This is a genomic window from Paenibacillus dokdonensis (genome assembly GCF_004916975.1).
In the GTDB taxonomy this organism is placed as follows: domain Bacteria; phylum Bacillota; class Bacilli; order Paenibacillales; family Paenibacillaceae; genus Paenibacillus_AQ; species Paenibacillus_AQ dokdonensis.
In genome coordinates, this window is the sequence record NZ_STGQ01000001.1 from 2,291,892 (window position 1) to 2,314,634 (window position 22,743).

Sequence of the window (22,743 nt, forward strand, 5' to 3'; positions counted from 1 at the left end):
AGGGAGGGACATATGAAACACAGAATGGGACACTTGTCATTCGGTGAGAAGACTTTTGATGTCTTGAATTACACCTTGCTGACCATTTTAACGGTTTGCACCTTATATCCTTTGGTTTACGTTTTATTCGCGTCTTTAAGTGATCCGACACTGTACATGCAGCATTCGGGTATTTTGTGGAAGCCTTTACACTTCAACCTGAACGCCTACCGTCTGGTGTTCGAGAACCCGATGATCATCCGCGGGTATTTAAACACATTTATTGTGCTTATTGGCGGGCTTGTGCTCAATATTATTCTGACGGCTTTCGGTGCTTACGCGTTATCACGGAAAGGACTTCGCTACCGCAAGCAGCTCATGCTGTTTATTGTGTTTACGATGTTTTTTAACGGGGGGCTTATTCCATTATATTTCACGGTAAAAGGGCTCGGGTTGACCAACACGTTATGGTCCCTGATTATCCCGCAGGCGATTTCGGCCTTTAATCTGATTATTATGCGAACAGCTTTCGAAGCCGTGCCGGACAGCTTGGAGGAATCAGCGAAGATCGACGGAGCCAATGAATTCGTCATCCTGTTCCGCATTATGATCCCGCTATGCATGCCGGTCATGGCCGTCATGCTGCTGTATTACGGGGTCAGCCACTGGAATTCCTGGTTTAATGCGATGATTTATGTGCAGGATCGTAACTTGTATCCGCTTCAGCTGGTACTGCGGGAGCTGCTGCTGCTTAATGATGCCAGTTCGATGGCAACCGGCGCCAGCGGCGGAGAAGTCGCGGTTATCGGCGAAACGCTCAAACACGCCACTATCATCGTGGCTACCGTTCCGATTTTGTTCGTATATCCGTTTTTGCAAAAATATTTCGTTAAAGGCGCGATGATCGGTGCCATAAAAGGGTGAACCTTACAAATCAATCAAGGAGGTCAGCTATGAGTAAGCTTGCGGCTGAGAAGGATCAGAATCTGGAATTATGGTGGAGACAGGCGCAGCAAAAGGTAGATTGGTTAATGGCCCGGGGGCCGGAGTTGGCACCTCATGCGGCGAAAAACGGGGAATATGACGGATTGACCTTGGATAATTGGATTTCCGGCTTTTGGCCGGGAATGCTCTGGATCTACTATGATATGACTGGGGACGAGAAATACCGGGACGCTGCGTGGGACTTTGATATTCGCATGGAGCTGCTGATGCTGGAGGAGAACCGTTTTCATCATGACGTCGGGTTTCAATTCCTGCCGACCTCCATCCTGAAGTATAAGCTTACCAATGATATAGATGGCAAACGGAGAGGACTGGCAGCAGCCAACTTTTTGGCGGGACGCTTCAACCTCGCGGGACAATATCTGCGGGCGTGGAACCGGGATATGCCGGGCTGGGCGATTATCGACTGCCTCATGAATTTGTCCCTTCTGTTCTGGGCCGCAGAGGAAAGTGGTGATCCGCGCTTCAGCCACATTGCCAAAGCGCATGCCAATATGGCATTGAAGCATATGATTCGTCCGGACGGATCTACATGCCATGTCGCGGTGTTTGATCCGGCAAACGGAGAATTGCTTGAATATAAAGGCTGGCAGGGATACGCACCGGATTCCTGTTGGTCAAGGGGAAACGCGTGGGCATTGTACGGCATGGCGAACACGTATCGATCTACAGGGGAGATCAGATATCTGCATGCATCTCAGCGGGTAGCCCATCACTTTATTGCTTCATTACCGGAAGATATGGTTCCGCCTTGGGATTTCCGTGTACCGAATCCGGGGGCGGAGCCGCGTGATACTTCCGCTGCGGCGATTGCCGCTTCCGGTTTGCTCGAACTTGCCGCATTAACAGCACCGGAAGTCGGTACGATATACCGTCAGGCAGCTGAACGCATTCTGGCTTCTTTATCCGAGGCTTATGCAGCATTTAGCGACGCTGAACATGAAGGTATTTTGCGCGGCGCGACAGGGCATAGGCCTGAAGGAGTCAATGTCAATGTATCATTGATTTACGGGGATTATTATTACGTGGAGTCGCTGGCCAAACTCAAGGGATGGTCACATCGTACATTCTAGCAAGCTATACCCTTCATGAAGGAAAGGTGGAGTGCACTTTGGATACGGTATGGACAAAAATGCGGAACCGGCGTTATTTCACAGAAATATGCTTAAGATTGGCTTTTCTGCTGATCCTGGGGTCTGTGACAATTCAACCTTCACAAGTTATGGCTGCCGGAAGTGGGAAGGGAGGAGAGGAAATGAAATTAGCAGTAGGATCTGTAACGGCCAGCTCATCCCAGCCGAATACGAATTATGTACCGACGAATGTCGTGGATGGGATTTGGGGCGAGGATGAGAACAGCCAGCAAAGCCGCTGGTCTGCATCAGGACAAGGAGAATGGCTTCAATTCGACCTGAATCAGCCGCAGAAGGTCACTTATGTAAAAATTGCCTTTTTGAACGCGCGCGAACGCCTTTCCAGCTTTGAAATCACGGCATCGGATACGCCCGAATTCAATTCCGGAAAGACCGTACTCCAAAAACAGCCGAGCCGCCAGCTCCAGCCGGAGGATAGCATCCTGCAAACCTATACGCTGGATCAACCGACAGAGGCCAGATATTTGCGTCTTACGGGATACGGAAACAACGCCAGCGGAAGCTCGGGAAATTGGAACAGCATCATGGAGGTGGAATGGTATACGGGGACTCCGCCGGAGACGGGAGAACCGACTACGCCTCCTGCCGAAGGGGGAATTGTCAATGAAGGTGATGTAGAACCTCCGATATTCAAGCATGTTCAAGTCAGCACAGGCAGCGAGCTGCAGCAGGCTCTCGACCATGCGGCCAGCGGAACATCGATTGAGCTGAAGGATGGATTGTATGAACAAAATGGGCCATTCGTGATTAAAGAAAAACATGGTTCAGCAGCTTATCCGATCCGGATAATGGCCATTCATCCCGGAAAAGCGTTGATTGCAGGAAACAGCTACATCCATATTGAGGATTCGAGCTACGTTGAGGTTAGCGGACTGAAGTTCGTGAACGGAATCGGGGATGAAAACGGGAATCAGACCTTGATGGATCGGGGTCTGGCCAGCCGAACGCTGACAGGCGTTCATCCTGGTGTGCAGCTGCAAAGTTCTAGCCATATCTCAATTCTGGGAAATACGTTCGCGCTCGATGAGACCAGCCAGCCATATAGGTTCAAGGTGGGTAATCGCTCCGTATGGTGCCTCGTTAACGTCAATGGGAGCTGCAGATATAATGAAAGCAGTTATGACCCGAACGGGGAAGTGTACAACGGATCCACGCCGTATGAAGATAACAAGCTGCTGACCGACAATGGGACCAACCGGCATTACATCCGGGTGGAAGGGAAAAGCAGCCACAACCGTATCGCGTATAATGACATCGGTCCGAAAAAAGGTTTTGGGGCGGTGGTGATTTATGATGGTGAAGGCCACAGCGGACAAAGCATTTCGCAATACGATGTGATCGAATACAACCATTTTCATGACATAGGTCCTCGGGTCAGCAACGGCCTGGAGGCGATTCGTCTAGGATTGTCCAGTCTCTCCTTGTATTCCGGCCACGTAACGATTCAGTATAATTTGTTTGATGGTTTGAATGGGGAAGATGAAGTCATTTCTGTGAAAAGCAGCGACAATATCGTCCGCTATAACACGATCCGTAACTCCTACGGCGGCATTGTATCCCGACATGGAAACCGCAACAGTTTCTACGGCAATTTCATTCTCGGGGACGGTAAAACGCCGGGTCTCAGCGGTTTCCGCATATACGGAAATGATCATAAAATTTTCAACAATTATATGGAAGGGCTTACCGACAAAGTGATTCGTCTGGACGGTGGGACACATGACGGGGGGCCGGAAGGTAGTACGAACCCGACCGTACGCTGGGGAGGAGAAGAAGAGCAATCCGCCGTGCTGAACAGTCTTCCGGAAGAGGAACGAACAGAGCTCCTGCGTGGACACTGGAGACAGTATAACGTCCAGATCTTCCACAATACGATTGTCAACGTTGGCAACAGTACGCCAGCAATCACCCTTGGTGGAAAAACCTATCAGCCTGTGGGAACGAAAATATACAACAATCTGATCTTCAGCAATGCGGGCACAATCTTTAATGAAACCAGTGCGATGATGAAATCCCCTGCAGCCGAACGGCCAGAATATAAGGGCAATATGATTCAGGGAATCGCTTCGGCATCGAATAATCCAGCTGTCGGCGGGGCGATCAAAAAAGACGATCTGCGGTTGGTACGCGGCATTGACGGATTAATCCGCTTGTCGGTTTACAGCCCTGCCATTGATGCAGCTGTCAGTCCGTTTTTGACAATTGATGATATGGATGGACAAATGCGCTATGCGCCGGATGTCGGCGCCGATGAATACCATGCTGGCGGTGCGAAGACAAACCGTCCGCTACTGCCGGCCGATGTCGGTCCAAGAGCCTTATTAAAATGAGGTTTTAAAAGATAATATGTTGCATCACGCTGACCAAATAACGTTAGGGTGAACTCTGGAAGAGTTGATTGTGGGATAAGTGCATTGATGATGAAAAAGGGCTACTTCACGTATGAAGTAGCCCTTTTTTATTTTTTATTCCAGAACGAGCGTATTACATGACCTGTCGGTCTTACTCCGGCCTCCCTTGAGTTATCCCATGAACGTATGTCTGCCAAGGGGTATCCAGTGCCCCTTGCCCAGGATTATAGGTGAAGAAGTACTCGATGGTATCCCCCTGCTTCAGGTTATGGACAGGATAGGTGTAATTGCCGTTCCCCGCAGTAGTCATGGCTACGTTCAATTGCACGCCGTTATTGACCTTATAGTGCAAATCGGCAAAGCTTGCTCCATTGACGTAGAACAGCAGATCATCACCTGTTTTCTTCAAGCCCTTTACTTCATCGCCGATGACGATCACGGTCGAAGGAGGAGGTACCACGGTAATCGCGGCGCTGGATGTTTTATGGCCGTCAGAGGATGAAGCTGTAACGGTCGTTGTACCTGGAGCGAGTCCGGTCACGATGCCGCTCTGATTCACGGAAGCGATGCCGCTATTGGAGACGGACCATGTAACCTGAGTATTCGTTGCATTGGATGGAGAGACGCTGGCATTCAATTGCCTGGTCTTCCCTACTTCTACCTGTGCGGCTGTCGGATTCACCGTGACGCCGGTAACCGGTATGTTTCCAGGATTCTGGCCGGTTCCTTCTTTATACACACGTACATAATCCACCTGCATCGTTGCAGGAATATCGGACGGATCCGGGGTCCGGCCACCGTCAAAATTCCCGCCGACCGCCAGATTCATAATAAGGTAGAACGACTGATCGAAAGGCGCGTTTGGATTGTTCGGTGCTGCTGCGGAATACCATTGATCCCTTGTCACTTTAAAGAAGAACTTGCCGTCCACATACCATTTGATGTTGTCTTCTTCCCAGATGACGGAATATACATGATAGTCGCTCGCGATCGTTTGCCCTTGAGGGAAATGATACTCGCCCGAAAGATACTGGTTTGCCGGCCACGTTCCGCCGAAATGCACGGTGCCGCTCGCAGCTCCAGGCAATCGTCCTCTGGCTTCCATGACGTCGATTTCGCCGGATGAGGCCCATGTGCCGTATATATTATCTTTCGGGAGCATCCAAAGTGCAGGCCAGACCCCGTTGCCTGTAGGCAGCTTGGCACGGAAATCCACTCGGCCGTATTTGAGCGAAAAATGATCTTTGGTATTAATCTTGCCGGAGGAATATTGAGCATACCGGTTCGGGTCTTGCGGGAACGATTTCGGTTCGTTCACGGCTTTGATATTCAACTTGCCGTCCTGTACAAACACGTTTTGCGGATGATCGGTATAATACTCCAGTTCCGCATTACCCCAACCCCAGGTATTGGGATCGTCATTGAGATAATATCCTTGTTCATAGCCCCATTTGCTTTGATCAAGCTGCGTTCCGTTAAATTCATCCTGCCATACAAGATTCATGCCGTTAATGGCAGGGTTGCTTGGCGTTCCGACAGGAATATCCTCCTGGTCACTGACGTCCGGACGGGGAGCATCCGGATTGCCGATGAAAGTATAGGTGATGAAATTGCTGCCTACATTACCGCCTGCTTGCCCATTCAGAGGATATCCGATGCGGATCTGCATATCCTCTTGGATCGGCTGAAACCACAGGCCATAAATATAATCGGACCAATACCCCCACTGATTGGAGTCGGACATATTATTGTAACCATTGGATGAATACATAAATCCACTTTGGCTGGAATTATCCAAATCCACCCAGTTTCCGTTGATTTTAATTTGGTAAACGAAATTGCCAAGCTCCGTACTGATCGGCGCACCGCCGTCAATCTTCGGAAGCGGGATGCCGATGGCGCCACTCTCATTGGCTGTATAGGTCGTTCCTTCATAAGGCGTCAAAATATATGAATTTCTTGCAGGCGTATCAAAGCTGATGGTGTACACGATGTTAGCCGAAGATGTTTTCGATTGCAATTTGACGTTGATTGACTCGGTCACGGTGAACCAGTAACCTCCGCCGCCATCGGTGAATTGACCGAAGTTTTGATCATAGATCCAGCCGCTTGCCGCATTGTTGTCGATATCGATCCAATCGCTTGTATTGATGGGTTTCACATACACTTTCAAATCATCCGCAACAGCTGCGTAAGATAATGCCGGGTCATTGTTGAAAGTAGGGTAGGTGAAGCCGGCTCCGCCTGTAAAACTCGCTGTAATTTGCGGACCTTGCGTCGGCGTCATCGCCGTGATGGTTGTTTTGTTGATGTTTTGAAAAACAAGCTGGTATTCCAGTTTGACCCCATTCGCCTTAGAGTACAGCTGAATATCGGTAGTTGCAGAGAGCGTGAACCAGTAGCCCGTGAAGCCGCCGTCATTCCAGTGACCCCAGTTCTGGTTATAGACGAAGCTGCTGACGCTGTCGATATCGACCCAGTTGCCGTTTACTTTCACATTGACGCCCAAGTCTTGGGCAACATCATTCCATGTGGCCGAGCCCCCGTTGAAAATAGGCATTACAAACCCGTAACTGGCCTGGCCAACCCCTGATTTCGTGATGACAGGTCCGTCTGCAGCCGAAAAGTAAGACATCGAGGAGATGATGTTTCCGGCTGCGGCCTGTACTTTCACAGTTGGCCATAGGCTGGAGCCGGTCAGCATCAAAAGCACCAGAAACAAGCTCCATGTCTTTTTCCTAACCAATCTTTTCGTCGTAAAAGATCGCTTCATTTTTTCCCTCCCTGAAAAATAGTGGTTCTCCCCAGCTTTAGCACCTCAACAAGAAAGCGCTTACGAAAGGAAGTACCTTCATTCTATCCAATACCTTATTCGGATGAATAGGCGCTATTTTTTGGGTTTTGTCTCATTTTTTCGGGTTTGGATTTTGAAGGATTAAATATGCAGATACATGTATATAAGGAATAGGCAGGTATCTAATTTAGGGAAATATCAACAAAGGTATATCGATGTCATGAAAAGTCTCTTCTGAATCTATGAAAATGGCCTATATGATTAACAGTAATCCAAACAAAAGGGGGGAGCTATAATGTCTATTGATTATGGAGATTGAAGGCTGCGAAACAAGGAATGTACGGCCGCTTTGGACTGGATGTACCGCAATCATGAATTTTGCAAAGGGATCGTTTATTGCCATTTCACTTAACGAAATGAGGATAGAACATGAACTCTGGACAACGCTTGAAACCGGGAATCTCTATTTTTTCAGCACTTGTACTGTTATTCACGATTGTCTTTTCGTCGTATCCATCAGCAGCTATCGCCGAAGAAAGCGTCAATGAACCCTCTCCGTTGGCTATAGAGGAACCGACAGCCGATGAACAACTGGAAATGCAGCAAACAGAGGTTGACGCTGTGCATTCTGAACCTTCTGAAACCGCTTTATCCGAAGCGGGAAAAGAGAACTATGCTTTAAAAAAGCCGGTCAAGGTCTCCGGCAACGAAGTAGACTACGGATTGTTCCCCGAATTTGCCGTAGACGGGAACATGGGTACGCGCTGGTCATCGGCAAAGATGGACGACCAGTGGTTCGTCGTGGATTTAGGCGAAGCGAAGAATATCGGCCAAGTGGTCATTCATTGGCAAACACCAGCCAAAACGTATAAAATCTACACCTCTGTCGACGGCGAACAATGGAATAATATCAAGGACGATGATGGTTTGATCGATTGCAGCGGGGGAAAGGACGTTCTTGATTTTCCTGGCAGACCAGCGAGATTCGTAAAATTCCAGGGGCTGGAACGAGCTCCGGTCGAAGGCATCTATTATGGTTATTCTTTTTATGAGTTTCAAGTGTTTGAGGAGGATCATATCGCGAAAATCATTCAGGGCATCACCGGCCTTGAGCCGATTGCCGAAGGACAAACCAAGCTTACGCTGCCCGAGATTCCCGCCGGGTACCGCGTATCCGTCTATGGCAGCGATGCGCTGCCTGTGATCGATAAAGATGCCATCGTACATCCGCCGTTAGTGGATCGCAAGGTCCATGTCATACTGCAGGTGCAGAATGAAGAGAAACCGGAAGAGAAAGGCATAACGGCTTCTTTCGAAGTGAAGGTACCCGGAATCTATTCGCCTGCGGCAGGTCGCAATCCGGAGCCAAAGGTCATACCATCACTCAGGGAATGGGTAGGGAATACCGGGGAGCTCAAGCTAACGCCAGCATCAAACATCGTATTCCGGGATGCGGCCCTGCAAACGACCGCGGACATACTTAAGGAGGATTTGAAGGATGTCAGCGGGTTGGATTTGGAGACCCTTCAAGGCACGCCGTCGAACGGAGATATCTATCTGACCCTTGATTCTTCCTTTAACTACTTGGGAACCGAAGGATACGCCCTGGAAATACATGACTACGCTTCCATTGCAGCGCCGACCGAAAAGGGAGTCCTGTGGGGAACGCGCTCCGTTCTTCAAATTCTGAAGCAGGACGCCGGGCATGATCAGCTGCCGGAAGGGTTATCGCATGATTATCCCAAATACGAGACCCGGGGGCTCATGATCGACGTGGCACGAAAGTTCTACACAATTGATTTTTTACGCGAATACGTCAAAATGCTGTCCTGGTACAAAATGACGGACCTGCAAATTCATTTGAATGACGATGTGGGAGCTCCTTTTGCGGACGGCAAACGTTCCGCCTTCCGTTTGGAGAGCGACCGGTACCCGGGCCTTGCGAGCCAGGATGGTTATTATACGAAGGAGGAGTTCCGGGATTTGCAGCGGCTGGGCCGACAATACGGCATCAACATTATTCCCGAGATTGATACACCGGGCCATTCTCGTGCTTTTACCACCTATGACCCATCGCTTGGCAAGGACAGCTTCCTGGACATTACGAAGCCGGCCGCCACCGAATTCATCACGAATCTGTTCGACGAATACGGCAGCGACAATGAGCCTACGTTCTTGGGACCGGATGTGCATATCGGAACGGATGAATATGCAGGCGGATCAAACGAGGATTTCCGTAAGTACATGGATACGCTGATTCGGCATATCAACGACAAAGGAAAACATCCCTACGTTTGGGGCGGGCTCAAGCAATTTGCAGGCACGACGCCGGTAAGCAACCAAGCGACCATGTCGGTTTGGTATGAACCCTATGAAGGCCCACAGCAGGCGATGGACGAAGGATACGATATCATCAACACGGATACCAACTATATGTATCTTGTACCGAGGCTTTATCGGGATTACCTGGATACGCCGCTGCTGTATCGGGAATGGGAGCCCGTAAAATGGCTCGGCGTCACCTTGCCGTATGGTCTTCCGCAGCTGAAAGGCGGCATGTTCGCCTTATGGAACGATATTTCTTATGCCTCCGGCATATCGATGGACGATTCCCATGCGAGGATGCTCCCGGCCATGCAAGTGCTCTCCGAAAAAATGTGGCAGGGGGTTCGGGACGGAGCTGATTATGACGCATTCATGAAAGCGGCCTCGACCATCGGGGATGCGCCCAATACCGATCTGTCGCACCGCATCAACGTTGATAATCCGGATGGAAACGTCATCAACTACACTTTCGAGGACGGGTTTCAAGATGTTTCGGGTAATCACATGGATGGAGCAGCGACGAATGTAACGCTTGAAGAAGGTAAATATGGAAAAGGCGCCGCGTTTCACGGTGGCCAAAGCTATGTTCAAACGCCGCTGAATCCGCTGTGGTTCGGCTGGACGGCATCGATGTGGATCAAGCCGGATGCGGATAACCCGGATGATGCCGTGTTGATGGAATCTCCTAACGGCACGGTGAAGCTAAAACAGGGGAAGACCGGAAAGTTGGGTTTCTCGAAAGAAGGATATGACAGCGTGTTTCAATATGAGGTCCCTGCTAACCGCTGGACGCATATTCTGTTGACCGGCAATCAAATCGGCGTGTCGCTTTACGTGAACGGAAACGAGTACGTGGAAAAGCTTGGACAGCCGGTACCGCTGATCCAAACGCTGGTGCTGCCCGCCGGAAAAATCGGAAGCGACACGAATGCATTCAAGGGCGTGATCGACAATTTCCAGATTTATAACCGTTACACGCCGCTACTGGATGTCAATAATTTCGCGCTTCAAGCTAAAGCGGAATCATCCCCTCTGGAAGCGGACGTATTGACGCCGGATAAAGCGATCGACGGTAATCTATCGACCCGCTGGTCCAGCGCGTACGATGACGCTTCATGGATGATCATCGATCTCGGTCAGTCCCGGAAAATCAATAAGATCAATATTGCCTGGGAGACGCAGGCGGAGAAGTTCAAGCTCCTTGTTTCCCAGGATAAGCAAACCTGGACCAACGTGAAGCCAAACGACGAGATTCTCCGTTCCAATGGGAAACTGGACACGATCGATTTCGATCCAACCGAAGCCAGATATGTGAAATTTCAAGGCGTGGAGCGGCGTCCCGTAGGTGATACCAAGTATGGCTACTCGATTTATGAGCTGGAAGTGTACGGCGATGATTTAATGGTATCGTATAATGAAACGATGCGTCTCGCGGAACAGTTGCTCGCTTCGGGGAAGGGCGATCCTGCTCTCCGCAGTCAGCTGCTTGCCATGCTGGACCGCTATCCTTATCAATTCGAGGCTGTCTCCGAAACGCTGAAAGACCTGGTATCCCGCTTAAAAGCTTCAATCGAGGAAAAACCGACCGATCCTGGAGCATCGAGCGGAGGCACGAACGGCAGCGGCGGGGGTGGAAACGCTGGCGGAGGAGGAACTTCCGCAAACGTAGACGAAGCGGAAATTTCACTGAACCCCGGTAAGGCCGGCACATTAACGTTAGGCGACCGGGTCACCATCCAGATTCCGGCGGATGCACTGAAGACACCGGCTCGCTTACGTATTCGAAAGCTGGAGGATAACAGCGCCATTGTGCATGACAAAGCCGGAGCCATTAGTCCGGCATACGAACTAACCTTAACTCCAGGCGGCAGCTTTGAAAAAGCAGTCCGCATGTCGATATCCTTCGACGGCCGTAACCTTAGTGCGAATCAGAAGGCATCCATCTTCTTTTATGACCTTTCATCTAAAAAATGGGTCGAAGTCGGGGGGACGGCAGCCGAAAGCCGAATCCAAGCGGACATTATGAAGACCGGCATCTATGCGGTTTTTGCGGTAACTAAGGCTGCCCAGCCGGATTCAGTAATGTTCACCGACACGGCTCACCACTGGGCTTCGGTCGATATCGTGAAAGCCGTTCAGCTTGGGATCGTTACCGGTTATCCGGACGGCATGTTCCGGCCTGACGGGAAAGTGACGCGGGCGGAATTTGCAGTCATGTTGGCCAGAGCACTAAAGCTGCAAGGAAGCGGCAGCACCGTTACCTTTAAGGATGCGGTTGCAATCGGGGATTGGGCACGTGTGCCCATCGCGCAAGCGGTAGAGGCCGGTATCGTTAACGGCTACGAAGACGGGACGTTCAGATCAAATGCCTTCATTCAGCGTGATGAGATGGTTACGATGATTGCGCGCGCATTGAAGCTGGAATCGAGCGAGGGAGGCAATGCCAAAACGGCATTTGCCGATGACGCATCCATTCCCGCTTGGGCAAAAAACGCGATCCAGGCTGCAGCCTTGCAAGGATTGATCCAAGGCCGGAGCGGCAACCTGTTCACCGCAGACGAAACGGCTACCCGAGCGGAGGCGGTGACGATTATGCTAAAAGCCGCTGACTATAAGTCGCGTTAAATAATGTCATAAAAATGACAAGGCTGCCGATGTGTCGGCAGCCTTGTTTTAATGAAGAGCTTCGATATGCTTGGAATTTTTCAATTGTAAGTTTTGGTTGTTAGCCGAAAAAGACAAGATCATATATCGGTAAAAAATCCGGGACGTACGTAACTCGAATTAAAGACTTCTTTCTAACAAGGTCCCAACTTGTTTGGCCATGACTTGAGGTGAATAGGGCATTCCATTTCGGATCCACCATTCAATGACCCCTACATAAGCAGTCCCGGCATACTGCAGCATCACATCTTCGATTAAATCCGTATTTTTACCGCTTTCTTGGTCAATCTCACCTTTGAAGCCTTCCATGAAAGAAGCAAGCAGCCGCGTTCTAAAAGATGAAGGGGCACCTTTAGATGCTAACATGGTTGAAAAAAGCAAATAATTTTTCTCGAAATATTCGAAATATGGAACTAGAGCATCGACCCATTCCAACTCGCATGCCCATGTATCCATATCCCTTAATTCGTTAATTTGATTCTCCATGATTTGATCCAATAGATCATATTTGTCCTGATAATGAAGATATATCGTACCTCGATTTACGTTTGCTTGGTCTGCAATGTCTTGAATGGTAATATCATCGAAGTTTTTTACAGCCATCAGTTCAATGACGGCTTTTTTCAAGGATTCTTGCGTTTTTAGAATTCTCCGATCCACTTTTGCCATCTTGTCTTTCCCCCTGGTCTTTCCAAAATAATGAACACTTTTCATGATGTTGTTGATATTTCAACAAATCTCGCTTTATTAACCATTGAACTTCGGCTACTTTTTTCTATAATAATAGACACAAGTTGATTAAACAACTTAATTTGTTTATTCACTTTCTGTGGATTACAGCAATTGCCGTAATGGGAACATCATTTTTAGAAAAGAGGGATGAACATATGACAGTGAATAAAAAAGTGCGAATCATTATAGATAAGGGACACGGCATGAGTGATTACCCATATATTCAAACCTAATTATTTTCTAAAGAAGGACTAGCTGATAAAAATGATATTATCTGGAGGTTAAACATGATTAATGCTAATGCACGTGCTGTGTTCGGTCCGGAAGGTCCGTTTGAATTAACCACAATTGAGCGTAGGGATCTTAAGCCGCATGATGTCCTGATTGAGATCAAGTACGCGGGTATTTGTCACTCTGACATCCATACCGCTCGCGGGGATTGGGGACCGGTCCAATATCCTCTCGTACCTGGACACGAGATCGCCGGCATTGTCTCCCAGGTTGGTTCGGATGTTGCAAAGTATAATGTTGGTGACCGAGTAGGGGTCGGCTGCATGGTTGATTCCTGCGGAGAATGCGCGAGCTGCCGCCGAGGAGAGGAGCAGTACTGTCTTCATGGACATACGGGTACCTACGCAGCAATCGACAGATATGGACAATATACACAGGGTGGTTATTCCACCCACATCGTTGTAACGGAAGATTTCGTGGTTCGAATTCCCGACGGCATAGATCTCGATGTCGCCGCACCGCTTTTGTGTGCTGGGATCACAACCTACTCGCCGCTGCGCCATTGGGGTGCTGCTCCCGACAAAAGAATAGCGGTTGTTGGACTAGGAGGACTTGGACACATGGCTGTGAAGCTCGCTCATGCCATGGGAACAGAAGTAACGGTTTTATCTCAAACCTTGAAGAAGAAAGAAGACGGTTTGAAATTAGGCGCGGACTATTATTATGCGACCAGCGATCCGGAGACATTCAATAAGCTAGCCGGTACGTTTGATCTCATTGTGAATACGGTGAGCGCAAAAATTGATTTGAATGCCTACTTGTCACTACTGGCCGTGGACGGCGCGTTGGTTAACGTCGGTGCACCGCCGGAAGCATTACCTGTTCAAGTATTCTCTCTTATCCCGCATCGTCGGTCGTTTGCCGGATCGGCAATCGGCGGTATTCAAGAAACACAGGAAATGCTTGACTTCTGCGCTGAACACCAGATTACGCCTGAGATCGAGGTTATCTCTGCTAGTCAGATTGATGAGGCTTGGGAACGCGTACTTGCTTCGAATGTCCAGTATCGATTTGTCATCGACATCAGCACCATGGTGAATAAATAAGGATTCATTGCAGCCAAAAAATATCAAGGGTACGCCAAGTGGTGTGCCCTTTAGTTGGAGGGGAGTCCGGATTATTGAAGATGGAGTAAACATTAGTTTAAAGAATACATTTAATCAGTCATAGGAGTTAAAGAAATGAATAATAAGAATAAAAAAAATCCTCTCGGTTTTGCCCTAATATTGGCAACATTTTCGGCGTTGGGGCCATTTACCGTCGATATGTACCTTGCATCACTTCCGCAGATCGCTGCTTTTTTTGGAACAAGCGCAACTGCGGTTCAAGCGAGTTTAACCACTAGCCTGTTAGGATTAGGATTAGGACAGTTGATCATGGGGCCTTTAAGCGATATTTATGGAAGACGCCCGCCTTTATTGATTTCGATGATCATATATATTCTTTCTTCGATGGGATGCGCTTTTGCACCAAGCATAGAATGGTTCATATGTTTAAGGTTAATTCAAGGGGTAGCTGCATCCGCTGGACTCGTCATTTCGAGAGCTATTGTTCGAGATCGGTTTAGCGGGGTCGAGATGACGAAGTTTATATCGTTGCTAACGATGATAAGCAATGTGGCTCCGTTAATTTCCCCTACGGCCGGAAGTGCGGTCATGTCCTACAGTTCGTGGATAGGTATATTTATATTTTTGGGGGTGCTAGGTATAGCATTAACCGGGATAACCCTATGGGGGTTAAAGGAAAGCTTACCTGTAATGCAACGTGTACCAAGCAGTCCCATTTCGTTGATGAAAACTTATAACAGCTTGTTCCGAAAGCGCTCGTTTATGGGGTATGCTCTCGTCAATGGCATTTTGTTCGCAGGTGTTTTTGCCTATGTTGCGGGTACCCCGTTTATCTATCAAAATATATACGGCGTATCGCCGCAAATGTTTTCGATCCTCTTTGCGCTTAATGGTCTTGCTATTATTTTGGGATCTCAATTCGTCAAACTTTTAGTAGGCCGGGTAACGGAAAGCCGACTATTTTTGATCGGATTAATCATAGCGTTTATATCTTCTGCTGCGACCTTATTTATAGTATTGGTACATGGAGCATTATCAGCCATGTTTATATCGATCTTCCTGTTCGCTTTGTCCATCGGAATCATTGGACCCATTTCCTTTACTTTAGCAATGGAGTCGCAAGGGCATATTGCAGGAAGCGCATCCGCCGTGCTCGGCACCCTGCAGTTCGCGTTAGGAGCCGTGACGTCTCCGCTCGTGGGAATGGCAGGCGAGAATTCTGCTATACCATTTGGGATTGTTATATTTTCGACCAGTTTACTATCTGTCATTGCCTATATCGTTCTGATTAAAGGGAGGGAACGGATCCGCCTGTAAGATCAGCTTTGAATTGATTTTAGGATAATAAGTAAAAAACCACTTCTTTTTAAGGAGTGGTTTTTTATTTAAAGATGTAAGTTCTTTCGTATATATCCCTTTTTAAGGATTCTCGTAGTTTCGTAACGGCATACCTACATATTCTTTGAAAGAATGGATCCTCTCATCCTTGAACGTAAAGACGATAACAAGCTCATTGCTAAAATTCCGTCCATTCAACACACCTTCCGAGCGAAATACAACCATCCCGTTATCTTCATTTTCAATTTCGATAACCGGAGTCAGCTGCATTTGAAATAGGGAGCGCTCAAACCTGATTAATTCTTCGAACCGCTCTTTTCCTTGCTGCTCATGATCCCAGCCCTCTAACGGGAGCGGAACGAAGAAATGGAAATCTTCCGTAACCAGCTTAAGAAATTCCTCGGTAGATCCCTTTTCTAAAGCCTGCTTAAACGCCTCAAAACCTTCACTTGTTCGGGAAGTGATAGAACGTTCAGATTGTTCCATCATAGATTCCTCCTTATATTTACGGGTCGCTTTAAAATATTGAGTTTCGATCGTCGAGATGCCTTTTCTAATCAAACTTTGGTTTGCGCGACAGAACCCTTTAGTTGGCTCGATATCGTTCCAAGGTGGATGGCTTCATGAATGATAGCGAAATTAAACAACTCACCGGCGGTGTTGAATTGAAACGGACCCATGGCATAAGGAGTAGAAAGCTTTACTTCTAGCATTTCGGGTGTCAGCTCAGACATTCTAAGAAGCTGCGCGGCTAAGATTTCGAGCAGTTCTATCTTCGATGGAGGAGTAGAGATCCATTCTGAGGGCTTGGTTCCAGAGTTAAATAGCGTCTCATACGTATCTGGTATGACTGATGGAGAAGCGAAGCTTAAGGTAGAATATTTATCCATCCAATAAATGATATGGCCGACATTCCAACGGATTGTATTGTTAGAGCCTGCAATTTGAACGTCGAATAGTTCCTCTGGGGCAGCCTGCACCTGCTGCTGCATTACCTGACGTAAAACCTTTGCCGTATTGATAATCATTTCAGACATATTAATTTCCTCCTTTTTGTTAAGAAATGCTTGATATATTCCCAGTATAGGTTGCATGGAATATACCATCAATGCAGTGGGTGTTACCGGAACGTTAAGTAAAAGTTAACGAATATTTATTGACATGATAAGGAAGAAGGAGTGAGAATAATGATGTAACTTGCATTCATCATTCATGCTAAGGAAAGCAGGTGCAAATTTTGGAGTTGAAACAATTACAGTATTTTATGGCCATTTGTGATGAACTGCACTTCTCAAGAGCAGCTGAAAAAATGGGAGTCAGCGCACCGAACGTCAGTCAACAGATCAGGAGATTAGAAGAAGAATTAGGGGTATTGTTGTTCGACCGGGTGGGAAAAAAAATTGTCCTTACAGACGCTGGGGCGATTCTTCAGGAACACGGAGCTGCCGTGTTCCAGCATCTGCAGCAAGCGAGCCACGCCATTGCGGACTTAAAGCAGATGAAGGGAGGGGCGTTATCCATTGGCGTCTTGCCCGGTGATGCGGACCTCTTGTTTAATTCCTTGCTTTTGGACTTCCATCAGGCCTATCCCACCATCTCCTTGTCCCTTCTGGAAACCATGAAAATAACAGAGCAAGTTTGCGACCGAAGCATTGATGTCGGCGTAACCATTGGACCTGTTACCGATGAGCGTCTTACTTCAATTCCCCTGTTTCATGAGGAATTTTCCTTAGCGGTAAGTAAAAATGACCCCCTGGCCTCAGAAAACTTTATACCCTTAAACAGACTGCATGACTTGAAGATGGTTATGTTCCCACCTGACCATCAATGCCGTAAGCTGATCGATCGATTTTGCATGGACAAAGGTTTTAACATTCAGCCGCATATGGTGACGACAACGTTATCTTCCCTCCTACATATGGTACAGAGCGGAATTGGCGTCTGTGTGCTGCCGCGTCTTCTATTGGAAAATCTGCACAATACAGACATCAAAGTCGTACACCTGAGGAATCCCACGCCGTCTCAAGACATTTGTTTGATCTATCGCAGTGATAGATATATAGGTTACGCCATGCGCACATTTATCAAGTCTTTGAAAGCATATATCGAGACAGCTATTCGACATTCAATGTCTTCATAAATAAGGGGTTATTTAACGAACACGGGAACCAAAGATGGCTGAAGATAATGACTGTACTTATGGCACTAAAAGGAAGCATGAAAATCATTAGGTTGTTATTTACGGAATACAATTTCTGCGATGAATTTTACACAAAGAACACGTAGAATTCATATAATTCCCCAAGTCCTTTTATATACTTAAATTGTTTGATATAGCGAATTAAAAGGACTAGGTGGTAGATTAAATGTTAAAAAAACGAGATTTGCACGAATGCTATTCACTTTATAACTTAATGATCGATCCTGTAGTTTTTCCTTATGTTCGTTATAAATGCCAATCTTATGAAGAATATTTATTCATAACCAAACAACTGATCGTTGAAGAAGAGCAGGAGACATCTATTTCTAGAACGATTCTAAACGAGATGGGACATCCCATTGGTACCGTTGATCTATATAATATTGTTAATAAAACAGGCTTCTTGGCCACATGGATTGGAACTCCCTATTTTGGAAAAGGCTATAACCAACAAGCGAAGAAATCCATTTTTGCTGAACTGTTTCAACAACATAATATCGAAACGGTATTCATGAAGATCCGAAAACAGAATATTCGATCGAAGAAAGCGGTTGAAAAACTTCAGTATGTCAAATTAGCAAATGATACAAGTCCTGAAATATATGAATCGATAAATAATACGGATAAAATCTATGATTTGTACCATGTGGAGCGGTTAGGCTTTTTAGCAAGCTGTGAAGACATACAGTATGTGGTTGCTACGTAACAAACTCCCCAAATAGAGATCTTATACGAAGGTAGTCTTAATTATGGATTTTTTCATAGCGTGAAACCGGTAGAACGGGAGGATTTAACGAATTTATGGTAAACTTCTAATCAATAAGACAAGGCAAGTAAGGAGTGAACCAGTTGTTTGCAGAGCAGCGGCATCAAATCATTATTCATAAACTGAACCAAGACAAATCAATCCGAGCATCGGAGCTCATGGAGCAGTTCGGAGTTTCGTTCGAGACGATCAGACGAGACCTCGAATACCTGGAAAGCGAAGGATACCTGCGGCGGGTGCACGGCGGAGCGATTCTGAAGGAGCCGGATTATAGCCAGGAAATTCCGCTGCCGATCCGCGAATCTATATATTTAGAAGAGAAGAAAGAGTTGGCTCAAATAGCGGTTCGCTATGTGACCGAAGGGATGTCCATCGCGCTTGACCCCAGTACGACCAACACTCAGATTGCGAAGGCTCTGAAGGCCAAATTCGATCAATTAACGGTTATTACGAACTCGCTTCCGATCGTGAACGAATTAATTACGATGCCAGGGTACACGCTGATTATGACCGGTGGCGTTATTCGTCAAGACGAGCAAAGTATCATCGGTGATTTGGCGGAAGAGTTTACATCGCGATTTCATGCAGATATATTTTTTATGAGTATGAGCGGGGTTACACTAGAATCAGGGATTACGGATAACGGGGTCGGGGAAGTTCAAGTGAAAAAAATTATGCATGCGAACGCCAAGCGTTCAATTGCCCTTGCAGATAGCAGTAAGTTCGGACAAAATTCGTTTATTAAAGTATGCGGCGCAACGGAAGTTGAACGGTTTGTAACGGATTCCAATATCGACCGGAATATTGTAGATAAATTTAGCAAGAGCGGTATCGAAATCGTATACGAATGATATGATCAAACCCAAATAACGATTCTTGGTTTCCACGAACCCGGAATCGTTTTTTTTATTGATTTTACATCGATATCCCGTTTTACTGGTTTGCAAATTATAGAAATTTGTGTGTATTTGATTGTGAGTGTGTGCTATTATTTGTGTTAATTGAGGGGTCGAAAAAAAATGATGCTTCTCAAAGGGAGGAGACACCCATGAAAATCCATTTTCTTGGAACGGCTGCAGCGGAAGGATTTCCGAACCCATTTTGCCGCTGCGACGCCTGTCGCAAAGCGAGGTCGCTCGGAGGAAAAAACATTCGAACAAGAAGCTCTATATTGATCGATGACGTAATTAAGGTTGATTATTCCGCTGATTCTCATATGCAGGCGCTCCGTGATCGGGTCGACTTGGGAGCAGTTGAGCATCTTTTGTTCACGCATACGCATTACGATCATTTTCAACCATCTGATTTGTATAACCGGATTGAGGGGTTTGCGCACGGTATTGATCATCCTTTACATATTTACGGCAACGATGCGGCGATTTGTCAGAGCAGGACGGCGCTGGGCACGGTCGCTGGTAGCAAGAGGTTTGTGTTCCATTTATTGCGTCCGTTCGAGACGATCTCGTTAGGCGATACGCAAATAACCCCACTGCTCGCAAATCATGACCAATTGGAAACCTGCTTGCTGTTTTATATTGAAAAAGGGGGTAAAGCTCTATTTTACGGAAATGACACCGGATGGCTGCATGACGATACTTGGGCATGGCTTCAAGGCAAAACAATAGATATGGCGATCCTGGACTGCACCCATAGTTTTACGAACAATGATCGAAATCCAAACCATATGGGGATTGAAACCGTGCTGGAAGTTCAGCGCATCTGGAAGGTAGAAGGCACTCTTGGCGGGGATAGTCAAATTTATGTGACTCATTTTACTCATAACTCCGGCTTTTTGCATAATGATTTTGAAAATGCTTTCAATTCTTACGGCATTAAGGTGGCCTATGATGGCCTGATCGTTGACCTATGACTAGCGGCAGCAGCGTAAAAGAACAGAGACAGATTATGGTTGTCGGCATTGTTACTGCACTAACCCTCTTCGGCGATTCGATGCTGTACATTGTACTACCGGTGTATTGGAAGGAAGTGGGACTGGACGCGCTTTGGCAGGTGGGAGTCCTGCTGTCCGTCAATCGTTTCGTAAGGCTTCCCCTTAATCCTGCAATTGGCTGGTTGTATCACCGCATGTCGCTTCGAACGGGACTGTTCCTATCCGTAGGGCTAGCGGCGCTTACCACAGTAGGATATGGTGTCTTCAAAGGGTTCGCAATTTGGATTGTGCTTCGTGCAGTGTGGGGAATTGCATGGTCCTTCATGCGAATGGGCGGTTATTTGACCGTGATCCGCTATTCCGACAATACGAATCGTGGGCGTTTAATGGGAACGTATAACGGATTATGGCGTCTTGGCAGTTTGGTAGGCGTACTGTTCGGAGGAGTGCTCGTACCCTTGTTCGGATTGCAATCCGTCTCGATATTGTTTGGTACGATGGCGTTGGTCGGACTTCCGTTGATCGCGGCATCCATAAATGCGGGGAAAGCATCCGGGACGTATCAAACAGATTCAACTCGTGGCAGTGGAAATACGGTTTGGTCATTGCAAGTGAAGAAAATCATTATAAGCGGATTAACTGTATCATTGCTGCTCGCCGTGTTTAGTGCGACGCTCACTTATCTCATTGATACTAGCTATCCCAAGGGAGTACCGTGGTTCGGATTGGCCATCGGCAGCACGGCATTAGGCGGAATATTGACAGCGCTGCGCTGCGCTTGGGAACCGTTCTTGGCCCGATGGTTCGGACAACGCACGGATGGATCGAGAGGAAGACTTCCATTGTTTATGCTGTCGGTGGCGGCTGCGGCGGTCTGTTACGCCTTGCTTCCGTGGAAGCTGCCGATCGGTATCTGGATTGTTATTGTGATTTTTGTAATGGTTACAAGCACCGCGCTTGGCACAATCATGGACGCCATGGCATCTGACGCCGCAAAGAGCAGTTCCGTTATTACGGTCATGACCGCTTATTCCGTATCCACCGATTTGGGGGCGGCGATTGGCCCGACGTTGATTTATTGGGTGGTCGGTTTACGGTATGGCGTGACATCGATGTATCTGGCATGCGCTGCTATATTCATTTTAATCGGCTTATGGTATTGGAAGGAATATGTGACAAAGGAGAGGGTATACCTTGGAAAAGAAGCTGAAGTTTCGTGAGGACGGAACGTTTGTTATTGTACAGTTTTCCGATACAGAATTTATTGATGCGGAGGACCTGGATCCTGAGACGCCGCTTCTCGATTCAATGACGAAGACGACGATGGAAAGGATCATCGAGCTCGAACAGCCTGATCTTGTGGTGTTTGCGGGCGACGTGATTGCAAGCGCAAGAAGCAAAGACCCGCTTCAATCGTTCCGCAGCGCGATCGCTGTCGCTGAGGAAAACCGCGTAGCATGGGCTGCTGTCTTCGGAAATCACGACTCGGAAGGGAGCTTGCCACGAAAGAGAATGCATGAGGAGCAGCTTCTTCATGAATATTGTGTAGCCAAATCAGATCCTCCCGGGGTGAGCGGAGCGGGAAATTATGTCCTGACGGTCGACGATTCCACAGGAAAGCCTGCAGCTTCGTTGTTTTTCCTCGACAGCGGCGATTACTCACAGATGGATTCGGTGGGCGGATACGATTGGATACGCCGTGATCAAATCGAGTGGTACGTATCCGAATCTCGGCAATTGGCTGAGCGCAACAGTGGTACGCCATTACCTGCACTCGCATTCTTCCATATTCCGCTGCCGGAATACAATGAGGTGTGGAAGACCAAGGTGTGCGAGGGACATTGCGTCGAATGGATAAGCACGCCTCAATTGAACTCCGGCTTGTTCGCCGCTATGGTGGAGATGGGAGATGTTATGGGCACGTTCTCCGGACATGACCACTCGAACGATTATTGCGGCACACTGCACGGTATCCGCCTATGCTACGGGAGGTCTACTCGTTACATTAGCTATGTAGACGGTAAGCGCATGGATATGTTTCCAACGGGAGCAAGAGTCATTCGATTAACAGCGGGCGAGCGTCAATTTGAGACATGGATCCGCCAAAGCGACGGGCTTGTCGCGGAATTGCCTATACATGAGCCGAACAATCTGTAAAGGCAAGTGTAGTGCCGGAGTCGCAATAT

Annotated in this window: 16 protein-coding genes; 12 read left to right on the plus strand and 4 right to left on the minus strand. The window is 47.6% G+C overall.

Annotated elements, in window-relative coordinates:
- Nucleotides 1–12 precede the first annotated feature (12 nt).
- The 3 genes from E6W40_RS10590 to E6W40_RS10600 all read left to right on the plus strand — a co-directional run bounded on the left by E6W40_RS10590 (nt 13) and on the right by E6W40_RS10600 (nt 4,468).
- Complete coding sequence (locus E6W40_RS10590) at nt 13–903, plus strand: carbohydrate ABC transporter permease (RefSeq protein WP_425464919.1); 891 nt, start codon at nt 13–15, stop codon at nt 901–903.
- A 29-nt stretch (nt 904–932) separates the two neighbouring features.
- A complete protein-coding gene (locus tag E6W40_RS10595) occupies nt 933–2,057 on the plus strand; it encodes a glycoside hydrolase family 88 protein (protein WP_136605437.1) in 1,125 nt (374 codons plus the stop codon).
- Nucleotides 2,058–2,239: 182 nt separating this feature from the next.
- Nucleotides 2,240–4,468 (plus strand): chondroitinase-B domain-containing protein, encoded by a 2,229-nt coding sequence (locus E6W40_RS10600; RefSeq protein WP_168928880.1) that lies wholly within the window; start codon nt 2,240–2,242, stop codon nt 4,466–4,468.
- Nucleotides 4,469–4,640: 172 nt separating this feature from the next.
- Here the strand turns inward: E6W40_RS10600 and E6W40_RS10605 are convergent, their stop codons facing one another.
- Nucleotides 4,641–7,262, minus strand: a complete 2,622-nt coding sequence (locus E6W40_RS10605; RefSeq protein WP_136605439.1) for a family 16 glycosylhydrolase — start codon at nt 7,260–7,262, stop codon at nt 4,641–4,643.
- A gap of 450 nt (nt 7,263–7,712) precedes the next feature.
- Here E6W40_RS10605 and E6W40_RS10610 point away from each other — a divergent pair, with 450 nt between their 5' ends.
- Nucleotides 7,713–12,233, plus strand: a complete 4,521-nt coding sequence (locus E6W40_RS10610; protein WP_136605440.1) for a discoidin domain-containing protein — start codon at nt 7,713–7,715, stop codon at nt 12,231–12,233.
- Between the two features lie 159 nt (nt 12,234–12,392).
- On the opposite strand, the gene E6W40_RS10615 is transcribed toward E6W40_RS10610, so the two are convergent.
- On the minus strand, nt 12,393–12,941 hold the full coding sequence (locus E6W40_RS10615) for a TetR/AcrR family transcriptional regulator (RefSeq protein ID WP_136605441.1): 549 nt from the start codon (nt 12,939–12,941) through the stop codon (nt 12,393–12,395).
- A 350-nt stretch (nt 12,942–13,291) separates the two neighbouring features.
- On the opposite strand from E6W40_RS10615, the gene E6W40_RS10620 reads away from it, so the two are divergent.
- Together E6W40_RS10620 and E6W40_RS10625 are read left to right on the plus strand one after the other, a co-directional pair.
- Entirely contained in the window at nt 13,292–14,341 is a 1,050-nt protein-coding gene (locus E6W40_RS10620; protein WP_136605442.1) for an NAD(P)-dependent alcohol dehydrogenase, read from the plus strand.
- Between the two features lie 135 nt (nt 14,342–14,476).
- A complete protein-coding gene (locus tag E6W40_RS10625; protein ID WP_136605443.1) occupies nt 14,477–15,679 on the plus strand; it encodes a multidrug effflux MFS transporter in 1,203 nt (400 codons plus the stop codon).
- A gap of 102 nt (nt 15,680–15,781) precedes the next feature.
- Here E6W40_RS10625 and E6W40_RS10630 read toward each other — a convergent pair whose 3' ends face one another.
- Both E6W40_RS10630 and E6W40_RS10635 read right to left on the minus strand, forming a co-directional pair.
- On the minus strand, nt 15,782–16,186 hold the full coding sequence (locus tag E6W40_RS10630; RefSeq protein ID WP_136605444.1) for a nuclear transport factor 2 family protein: 405 nt from the start codon (nt 16,184–16,186) through the stop codon (nt 15,782–15,784).
- Between the two features lie 71 nt (nt 16,187–16,257).
- A complete protein-coding gene (locus E6W40_RS10635) occupies nt 16,258–16,737 on the minus strand; it encodes a DinB family protein (RefSeq protein ID WP_136605445.1) in 480 nt (159 codons plus the stop codon).
- A 200-nt stretch (nt 16,738–16,937) separates the two neighbouring features.
- Here E6W40_RS10635 and E6W40_RS10640 point away from each other — a divergent pair, with 200 nt between their 5' ends.
- From E6W40_RS10640 to E6W40_RS10665, 6 genes are all read left to right on the plus strand, one after another.
- Nucleotides 16,938–17,840 carry a LysR family transcriptional regulator gene (locus E6W40_RS10640; RefSeq protein ID WP_136605446.1) on the plus strand — a complete coding sequence of 301 codons (903 nt, stop codon included), beginning with the start codon at nt 16,938–16,940 and terminating at the stop codon, nt 17,838–17,840.
- A gap of 226 nt (nt 17,841–18,066) precedes the next feature.
- On the plus strand, nt 18,067–18,606 hold the full coding sequence (locus E6W40_RS10645; protein WP_136605447.1) for a GNAT family N-acetyltransferase: 540 nt from the start codon (nt 18,067–18,069) through the stop codon (nt 18,604–18,606).
- A gap of 134 nt (nt 18,607–18,740) precedes the next feature.
- On the plus strand, nt 18,741–19,517 hold the full coding sequence (locus E6W40_RS10650; protein WP_342774690.1) for a DeoR/GlpR family DNA-binding transcription regulator: 777 nt from the start codon (nt 18,741–18,743) through the stop codon (nt 19,515–19,517).
- Nucleotides 19,518–19,714: 197 nt separating this feature from the next.
- A complete protein-coding gene (locus E6W40_RS10655) occupies nt 19,715–20,536 on the plus strand; it encodes an MBL fold metallo-hydrolase (RefSeq protein ID WP_136605448.1) in 822 nt (273 codons plus the stop codon).
- Nucleotides 20,533–21,777, plus strand: a complete 1,245-nt coding sequence (locus E6W40_RS10660) for an MFS transporter (protein WP_136605449.1) — start codon at nt 20,533–20,535, stop codon at nt 21,775–21,777. The genes E6W40_RS10655 and E6W40_RS10660 overlap by 4 nt, the downstream gene beginning before the upstream one ends.
- A complete protein-coding gene (locus E6W40_RS10665; RefSeq protein ID WP_136605450.1) occupies nt 21,752–22,714 on the plus strand; it encodes a metallophosphoesterase family protein in 963 nt (320 codons plus the stop codon). Before E6W40_RS10660 ends, E6W40_RS10665 begins: the two co-directional genes overlap by 26 nt.
- The last annotated feature ends 29 nt before the right edge of the window (nt 22,715–22,743 follow it).